Origin of the sequence: Paenimyroides viscosum, from assembly GCF_003858535.1 — a bacterium.
Taxonomy (GTDB): domain Bacteria; phylum Bacteroidota; class Bacteroidia; order Flavobacteriales; family Flavobacteriaceae; genus Flavobacterium; species Flavobacterium viscosum.
On sequence record NZ_RQTJ01000056.1, the window covers coordinates 1 to 8,264 of the forward strand.

Here is an 8,264-nt window from a genome sequence, read left to right on the forward strand (position 1 = left end):
GACCATTGCAAATGTACTTACTCTTATCTTTAAGGCTTACATATAAATTACCTTTACCTCAACCGTTTTGTCTGCATTTAATTCAAAACTTGCTTTAGAAAAATTGGGTCTGTTTCTTAACCCTATTGTCTGATAATTGGAAAATCCAATTCCCTCTTTGGGTAAGATTAAACCTTGTCAATCTTACTGTTGTTATTTTCATCGTGTAAAATGTTCACGGCATATTTTCCTTTGGGCAGGTTTTTAAAAGTGATTTCGGATTTACCGTTTACAATTTTTGCTTTCTCTAACTGTATGTCCCTAAATTGCCCTTCCGGTGCTTGCGGATTAAGTGCATTCATTGGCATTAATTGCGTAGGCAATTCCATAAAATATTTGTAATCGGCATTGGCTGTAACTTTCGGAATAAGATTGGCCTTTGCTTCTTTTTTCCCTTTGTTCGCTAATGCTGATATGGTTTCTGTTGATTTGCAGGGTTTTGTTATAGACCTGTGCTGTATCAATACATTGTTTCAGTGTCCAGACTTCCTGTGCCTGAACGGTATTCCACCCGATAAATATCAGAGGAATAATAAATAATTTGCGAGCGTTCACTAACATAATTGAGCAAAATTTTTTGTTTCGTTTTTAATTATTTTAATTATTCCTGTCGTATCATCGTCAACAACATTTTAAAACGTTCGATAGCTTTCAAGGAATGTGGAATGTTTGCGGGCATAATGATAGACTGTCCTTTGCTCAAATAAAAGGATTTTCCATTGATGGTTATTTCTGCTTCACCGTCCAAAATTTGGACAATCGCATCATAAGAAGTTTTATGCTCCGAAAGACCTTGTTCTTTATCAAACGAGAAAAGCGTTAGATTTCCTGCTTTACTTTTTGTAAGCTGTTTGCTAATTACACCGCCATCTGTGTATTCAATCGCCTCTTCTAAAGAGAATACGGTTTCTTTTTCAAATGCTGCCATACCTTTTCATTTTTAAAACTTGTTAGTTAGTGTTCACTCGCAAAAGTATAAATATTTTCAGAGAGAACAATACCTTTCTCTGAAAAATCACTGATTTACTTTCTTCTTTTTATCCATTTGTACATCTCAAACCACAAAACTGAAGTCGCAGCAATTAAAAATGTCATTCCTAATTCCGGGATGTTTAATCCGGTTACGTGAAAGAAACCGGCAAATATCGGTATGTACAATATGGCGAAAAGCAATATCAATGTTGTTCCGATGATAACTGGAAATAAACGGTTTTTGTATTTGAAACTCTCAAACATACTGTAAACAAATGAACGATTAACCAGACTCAAAAACACATTCGCAAAAATCAAGGTCGTAAAAACCATGGCCCTTGTTGTTTCTTCGCTGCTCCCTTTTTGAACGGCAAATTGATAGGCAAACAATACACCTGCTGTGATGGTCAATCCCTGAATAATGCTGATGCTTAATTCTTTCCAATTCAAGAAAGTTTCGGTCATTTTCCGTGGTTTTCGTTGCATCGTGTCTTTTTCCATCGGTTCATTTTCATAGACAATGGAACAGGTTGGCCCCATAATCAATTCCAGAAAAATAACGTGTACCGGCGTAAAAATATGCGGATAAATCCACCCCAAAAACAAAGGCAGCGAAACGATCAGAATAATAGGAATATGAATGGAGATAATATACTGAATGGCTTTTTTGATATTGGCATAAATTCGTCTCCCTGCTGCAATTCCTGTGATGAGTTTGTCCAAATCATCATTGGTAATCACTAATGAAGCTGCTGCTTTCGCTATTTCCGTTCCTTTGCTTCCCATTGCTACACCAATATGAGCGGCTTTCAGTGCAGGAGCATCGTTCACACCATCACCCAGCATCGCCACGACTTCGCCGTCTTTTTTGAACGCATTGACCATCGCTAATTTTGCTTCGGGAAACATCCGAGTGAATAAAGTTGTTTTCTTTGAAAGTTCAATCAATTCCGTTTCGGTGTGGTGGATAATTTCAGCGCCATTTACAGCCGGAGTTTCATTGATAATTCCCGCTTGCCGGGCAATAGCATTAGTGGTATCGGCATTATCGCCTGTAATCACCTTTACTTTAATTCCGGCATCGTATATTTTTTGGAATACTTCCTGAATATTTTTCTTTGGTGGGTCGTAAAACACGGTAAATCCTAAGAATTCAAAGTTGAAATCCCGTTGTTTTTCAGGGAAATCATTTTCTTCAAAATTTGACTTGGCTACACCCAATACCCGATAGCCCTGTTTGCCAAAATCGCTGATATGCTGACGCATTTTTTCTTTTTCGCCTTCTGAGAGATTGGATACGGCAAGTATGGCTTCGGGAGCACCTTTGGCGGCTATTATTCGCTCTCCCAATCCATTTTCAAAAAGATGGGTCATCATCGGTGGTTTTCCTTCCAAGGGATATTCGTGTATCATTTGGAAGTTCTTCCGTTGGTCATCAGCTTGAGTTTGTTCATAAACCTGATGCAGCGTTTTCTCCATCGGATCAAACGGAACAGGTTCACTACTCCACATCGCAAACGCAATGAGTTCTGAAAGTTCGGGTGAGTTAAAATCAGCTTCGTCAAAAATATTGTTGGATTTATAATCGAACAAAGCTTTCAAGTGCATTGAGTTTTCTGTAATGGTGCCAGTCTTGTCTGCGCAGATCACCGTGGTACTCCCCAATGTTTCTACTACACTGCTTCGCTTGATGATAATTCCTTCTCGCATCAGTTTCCAGGCTCCCAATGCCATAAAAGTGGTAAAAGCCACAGGGATTTCTTCCGGCAAAATGGACATCGCCAAAGTCAGTCCAACCAATAAACTTTCAATAATATCTCTTGATTGCCAAAAACTGTATGCCCAAACTAATAAAAAAACAACAATGCCGATGATTGCCATCCATTTGACAAATTTTGTAATCTGAATTTGTAAGGGAGATTGCTCTCCTTTGATGTTCTGAATGGATTGTCCGATTTTTCCCAGCTTGGTTTCCGCACCGATTTTTTCCACTTTGAAAACCGCCAGTCCAGAAACGGTCAACGAACCGCTATATACTTTCCGGTCTTCGGTTTCCTGACTTTTGAACACCGAAAAGCTTTCCCCTGTTAGCGATGCTTCATTGACCGAAAAATCATTGCTGTGCACAATCTCACCATCCGCATTGATCATCTTTCCTTCTTCGGTAATGCACAAGTCGCCCACGGCAATTTCGTGGGTAGGGATTCGTATTACTTTTGAATTTCGGATAACGGTACTGAGCGGTTCGTTCAGTTTTTCCAAGGCTTCCAATGCCTTTTTACTACGATTGTCCTGATAGAACGAAATACCCGAAACGGCTATAATCGCTCCCAACATAAAAATTGCTTCGGAATAATTGCCCACAATCACATAAATAATCGCCACGGCAATGAGCAAAAGCAACATCGGCTCTTTCAGGATGTCCAATAGCATCGTGTACCAGATATTTTTTTTAATGTTGTCTGCCTGGTTGTAACCGAATTGGCTACGAGAGATTTTCAGTTCCTCTTCCGACAGTCCGGTCAGGTGTTTGGGAATGTTATAGGGTGTCATAAAACTATATTTTAATTATATTAGATGTAATAAATAGCCCGTCAAAGACCCCAGAAGTATGATAACGACGGAGCTTATTTTTCGGAAGCCAAAGGTTAGAAAAAGGCTGATGATTGCAATGGATATCGTCCGCCAGTCGGTTATTACTTCTCTTCCCATAATGATGCAGACCGAAATAATGAGTGCTACCGAAGCAATATTTACTGCATCTAAAAAGGAAGAGAAACGTGTTGATTTTCGTAAAAATTTCAAAATTGGATTCAATAATGCGACGAAAATAAAAGAAGGCAAAAAGACAGCAAATGTTGAGATAATTGCACCCCAAATTCCATTGATTTGATAACCAATAAATGTCACCGAAGACGTAACGGGGCCGGGCGTAAACTGCCCCACGGCAATGGCATCAATCAGTTCTTGGCGACTTAAAATACCTGTGGTCACGAGTTCAGAATCTAAAAATGCAAACAACACATAACCACTTCCGTACAAAACTGCTCCTATCTTTAGGAAAATCCAAAACAGTTTGAGGTTGGTAACAGAAATTGTGGTCATTAAGGGAATGGACAAGAACGGAATCGGGAAAAAACTGTTGAGTGTATGCTTCTCTTTAAGTGATTTATAAAGCATAAATAGTAAACCGAAACCAAACATTAATAAGATTTCATTTTGCACAAAAAATGAAAAAATTAAAACCAATAATCCAACAATAGCCAACTCTTTAGATTTTACAGATTGCTTGCCTAATGGATAGACTGCTGCCAAAATAATGGCAATAATTGCGGGTTTGATACCATAAACAAATGGTTCGACTTGAGGAAGTTGTCCATATATTTTGTACAAATAAGCAAAAATCCCCGTGATAAGTACGGCAGGAAGAATAAAAAGACTTCCGGCAACAAGCATTCCCTTCCAGCCGCCTTTTTCTTTACCAATATGTATGGCGAGTTCAGTACTGTTGGGACCAGGAATTAAATTTGTAGCTCCCATCAAATCAAGAAATTGCTGCTCGGATAACCAATTTCTTTTCACTACAACTTCCTCCCGCATCATAGCAGTATGACCAGCAGGACCACCAAATGCCGTAAATCCCAGTTTCAGAAAAAGTCGGACAATTTCTTTGATGTTGTTATGTTCGCTCACTAATGAAATCTTTGCGTTAAAATTATTGGTTATTACGGTTCATAATCATTTAATTAATATATATTTTTCCAAAATATATAAGGTCGATAGGTTATATTATTGTAAAGTATTTTGGCTTATCAATATCAAAATTTTTCTTTAATCCCCACCAATCATTTTTGAGGTGACTCCTTTTTTTACTGGATAATTCAGCAATGACAATTCCCACAAAATGCAATAGAATAAAAATAGGAAACCAATAAACACCCCATTTATGGACAGCTTCAATATTTTCTTTCCATTGTGGAAAAAAATCCTTGTCTGATACAAATACCCGTAACGGCAGAAATGAATACAAAAAGATAAAAATACACATAAGTAAAACCCTGTAACCGTTCTTTAAGCGGATGATTGCGCTGAAACGGATTTGGAAAACGAATGCCTTTTGCCAACATATAAATTATTCTTGCAAGGAATGAAAATATCATAATGTGTGCAAATACTTAGTGCCATTGCCACATAGGCTCAAGAATGCTTTTAGCAATTTCCATTGACTGTTCTTTGGCTAATAAATCTGTTTTACTTTCGATGATACCGATTATATGTTTTTTATTCATCCAGTTCATACGAAGAAAACCGGTGAGAAATAACACAGGCATTGCCAAAGCCATTATCCAATGCAATGAACGATGAAAAATTGTGAATTTTTGTTGGGATTTCATCACTAAGAAAAATTAGTTAAAATACTGATGATAGTGCTGATAAGAATATTGCAGTTGCAAAACAAATCCATTTGCTTTTGTTGCATCTGTTTCATTCTCTAATGCCTTAACTATGTCAAGGTGCGGGTGCAACCATTTGTGCAGTTCATCGTGGCTTTTTCCGTCCATTGTACAACTTTTTATGAGTTGGCTGTTTTGGTCTTTTAGTTGTTCGGCAAGCGTTTTATAATCCGTCTTTCCGCCCTGAATATAGGCATTAACCAATTCTTCACCTTTCAATACAAAGGGTTTCATTTCTTCGTTCACTAGCCATTTTTCGCCATTGTTGAGTTCAATAGCTTCTGAATTTTCATCGTGTTGATGTCCTGCGTGGTTTTCGGTTTCCTGATGTGCTGTTGATTTTTCAGTAGAATTATTACAACTCCACAAAAGCACAACACTCATTCCAAATACAATTACTTTTTTCATAATCTGATTATTTCTTTTCTATCATTTTTAAAATTCCCTCTAAAACTGCTGTGCCGTCTTTCATTAGGTTAGACTTATGCCCCGAAAGTTTCCATTTCAAAACCGTCATTCTCATTCCTCCAAGTATAATGGTGGTAAGCGTAGATGCACCTATTAATTTGTTGTATGTTCCGCCTTTTTGTCCTTTTTCGATGTTCTTATTGACGTATTGATGCATTAAGTCCATTATCTCGGAAACCTTATAACTTAATCCTTCATCATAATGAAAAATACTTTCTGCAAAAATCACACTGACAATCGCCGGTTTATTGGTAAATGTTTGTAGTTGTGAATTGAAAATGGCTCTCAATTTATCACCTTCCGTATCGTTTGATTTGAAGGGAAGAGACTGAATGCGGTTTTTCATTTCGCTTTTGAAATACGACAATAAGCTCAACAAAATTTCATTTTTACTTTTGAAATGTCGATATAATGCGGGTTCAGATAAACCAATGTCTTCGGCAAGTGTTTTAATGGTCAAATTCTGAATTCCAAATTTTGAAATCCTGTTTGTTGCTGCTTCCATTATCTCAATTTGTCTGTCTGTAAATTCTTGCATACTTTTTAAATTAAAAAAGTTAGTTAGTATTCACTCGCAAAAGTAAGTAAACTTTTTAATTCAACAAGTTTTTTACAAAAAAAATGAATTTGTTGTTAGGGCAGGTAAAATTGGCTCTTTTCAAACTTTGGGTGGTGGGTGGGCTTGGTGCGGTTTGCAAGTGTGGCAATGTGTGTCAGCTGAAATTATTTTTTAAAATGTGCGGTGGGAAAATTTTTTAAAACCTTTCGGGTCTGTCTGTGTCAAGTTGTAGCGAAACTGTCTGTTTTGTCGTGAATGTTGATAGTAGTACGGTTGTTCTTACGCTTGCCTGTAACGGCAGTCTGTGAAAAAAGTAAACAAACTTCTTTCAAATATAGTTAATATTTCTTAAATACATAGGTATTAATAACGCAGCGTTTTATGCCTATTATCAATGGTTTAGACAGTCAAAAAATTCTCGATTAACTATAAAAAAAGCAGTAATCGTAAAATTACTGCTGGTATATCTTAAAGCTACACTTGGAAAACTCCATAATACATAAAGCTACTCCGGTTCCGTTCAACGGGCTTTACTTCACATTTTAATGATTTGTTTTGGTGTTCAGTGATTTTCAATTCATCTCGTGCCCTCCGGGCAAGACGACCCGAGGGCTCTGCCCGAACAGAGCGAAGCTAAAGCTTAGTTATTAGCTGTAGTAGCATTTTTAAGGTTTTACATTTACAAAGCTGTCAAACGAAATGGATTCGCCAAAATCTTTAACTTGTGATTCTATTATGAGTTTGTTGAATTCTTTTTCTATTTTATCTGCATTTTGCTGTTTAATAACACGCATTTTTAGATTATCGTATTCGAAATTCTCAAAATAATTTCCAATCATTTCATTTATTTGTTGAATCGAAACTAAACCGCTTTCTTCAACCTTTTTAAATAATTTTCGATATTCTTTTTGTACAATAACAAAATCAACTGAAGGAAGTATTATCGGAATATGTTTTGGCCAGACGCAAACTCTATAAATTTGATTGTCTATTTTGCTTTTCAAAAGAAAGTATCCTGGAACAAAAATATCTTCTTCGAGATTTTCTTGTAATTCATTTCTTATCAACGAATAATTCCAGATATAATCTGATTTTTCTTTATCAAAATATTCGACTTGAAATTCTGAGAAATGCTGAATTATTAGTTGTTCATTATGTCTAATCCATTGGTTTTCTAAATATCCTTTTTCAAATTGTTGAGGATTGTCTGGATCAATTTCGTCTTGCGGATTCAATAAATAAACGTCTAAATCTTCAATAATTTTTTCCAAAATTGGAAAACTTTCATATCCAAAAAAATTAGGACGAATGAAATTAATGGTAAAATTAATGTTTAAATTTTCATATTCACTAAAATTATCCCAAATTTCAAGATCTTCGGTTTCAGTATTTGGTTCGTTCAAGTCAATACCAAAGTAAACACCAGTTTCTTCATTGAAATAACTCCATTGTGTTTCATTTTCTTCGGCAGTTAAATATTCAGAATTATTTAGATAATTAATAATATCTTTTTCAGATTGATTACTTGATTTCTTTTTATAAAAGTATAAATCGTAACTCATATTTTTTACGTGAGATTGGTACTGCTATTACAGCTAACGTTTTGCCGCTTGCCGCAGTGGGGGATTTCGGAGCACTTCACCTTCAACCAAGCACAAATGATGATAGAAGCACTGCACTTGATTTAACCACATCAGCCCCCATTGCGGCAAACGGCTGTGTGTGCCCTGCATATGCAGGACACACCCCGAAAGCTTTTCAAATAGTTCAAA

General features: G+C 36.4%; 9 protein-coding genes. All 9 read right to left on the reverse strand.

Features of this window, described 5'->3' with window-relative positions; translation table 11 throughout:
* Window positions 1–36: 36 nt before the first annotated feature.
* On the reverse strand, window positions 37–168 hold the full coding sequence (locus EG242_RS15180) for a DUF2141 domain-containing protein (RefSeq protein ID WP_317124951.1): 132 nt from the start codon (window positions 166–168) through the stop codon (window positions 37–39).
* Window positions 168–503 (reverse strand): DUF2141 domain-containing protein, encoded by a 336-nt coding sequence (locus EG242_RS15185; RefSeq protein ID WP_262673911.1) that lies wholly within the window; start codon window positions 501–503, stop codon window positions 168–170. The genes EG242_RS15180 and EG242_RS15185 overlap by 1 nt, the downstream gene beginning before the upstream one ends.
* A gap of 137 nt (window positions 504–640) precedes the next feature.
* Window positions 641–967: a cupin domain-containing protein gene (locus EG242_RS14345; RefSeq protein ID WP_124900573.1), complete on the reverse strand. Its 327-nt coding sequence runs from the start codon at window positions 965–967 to the stop codon at window positions 641–643.
* 95 nt (window positions 968–1,062) lie between these two features.
* Window positions 1,063–3,564: a cation-translocating P-type ATPase gene (locus EG242_RS14350; RefSeq protein ID WP_124900575.1), complete on the reverse strand. Its 2,502-nt coding sequence runs from the start codon at window positions 3,562–3,564 to the stop codon at window positions 1,063–1,065.
* 15 nt (window positions 3,565–3,579) lie between these two features.
* Window positions 3,580–4,704 carry a chromate efflux transporter gene (gene chrA / locus EG242_RS14355; RefSeq protein ID WP_124900577.1) on the reverse strand — a complete coding sequence of 375 codons (1,125 nt, stop codon included), beginning with the start codon at window positions 4,702–4,704 and terminating at the stop codon, window positions 3,580–3,582.
* 482 nt (window positions 4,705–5,186) lie between these two features.
* Window positions 5,187–5,405 carry a cytochrome b/b6 domain-containing protein gene (locus tag EG242_RS15100; RefSeq protein WP_235831925.1) on the reverse strand — a complete coding sequence of 73 codons (219 nt, stop codon included), beginning with the start codon at window positions 5,403–5,405 and terminating at the stop codon, window positions 5,187–5,189.
* A gap of 12 nt (window positions 5,406–5,417) precedes the next feature.
* Window positions 5,418–5,873 (reverse strand): hypothetical protein, encoded by a 456-nt coding sequence (locus EG242_RS14365; protein WP_124900579.1) that lies wholly within the window; start codon window positions 5,871–5,873, stop codon window positions 5,418–5,420.
* Window positions 5,874–5,880: 7 nt separating this feature from the next.
* On the reverse strand, window positions 5,881–6,471 hold the full coding sequence (locus EG242_RS14370; RefSeq protein ID WP_124900581.1) for a TetR/AcrR family transcriptional regulator: 591 nt from the start codon (window positions 6,469–6,471) through the stop codon (window positions 5,881–5,883).
* 686 nt (window positions 6,472–7,157) lie between these two features.
* Window positions 7,158–8,054, reverse strand: a complete 897-nt coding sequence (locus tag EG242_RS14375; RefSeq protein WP_124900583.1) for a hypothetical protein — start codon at window positions 8,052–8,054, stop codon at window positions 7,158–7,160.
* Between the last annotated feature and the right edge of the window lie 210 nt (window positions 8,055–8,264).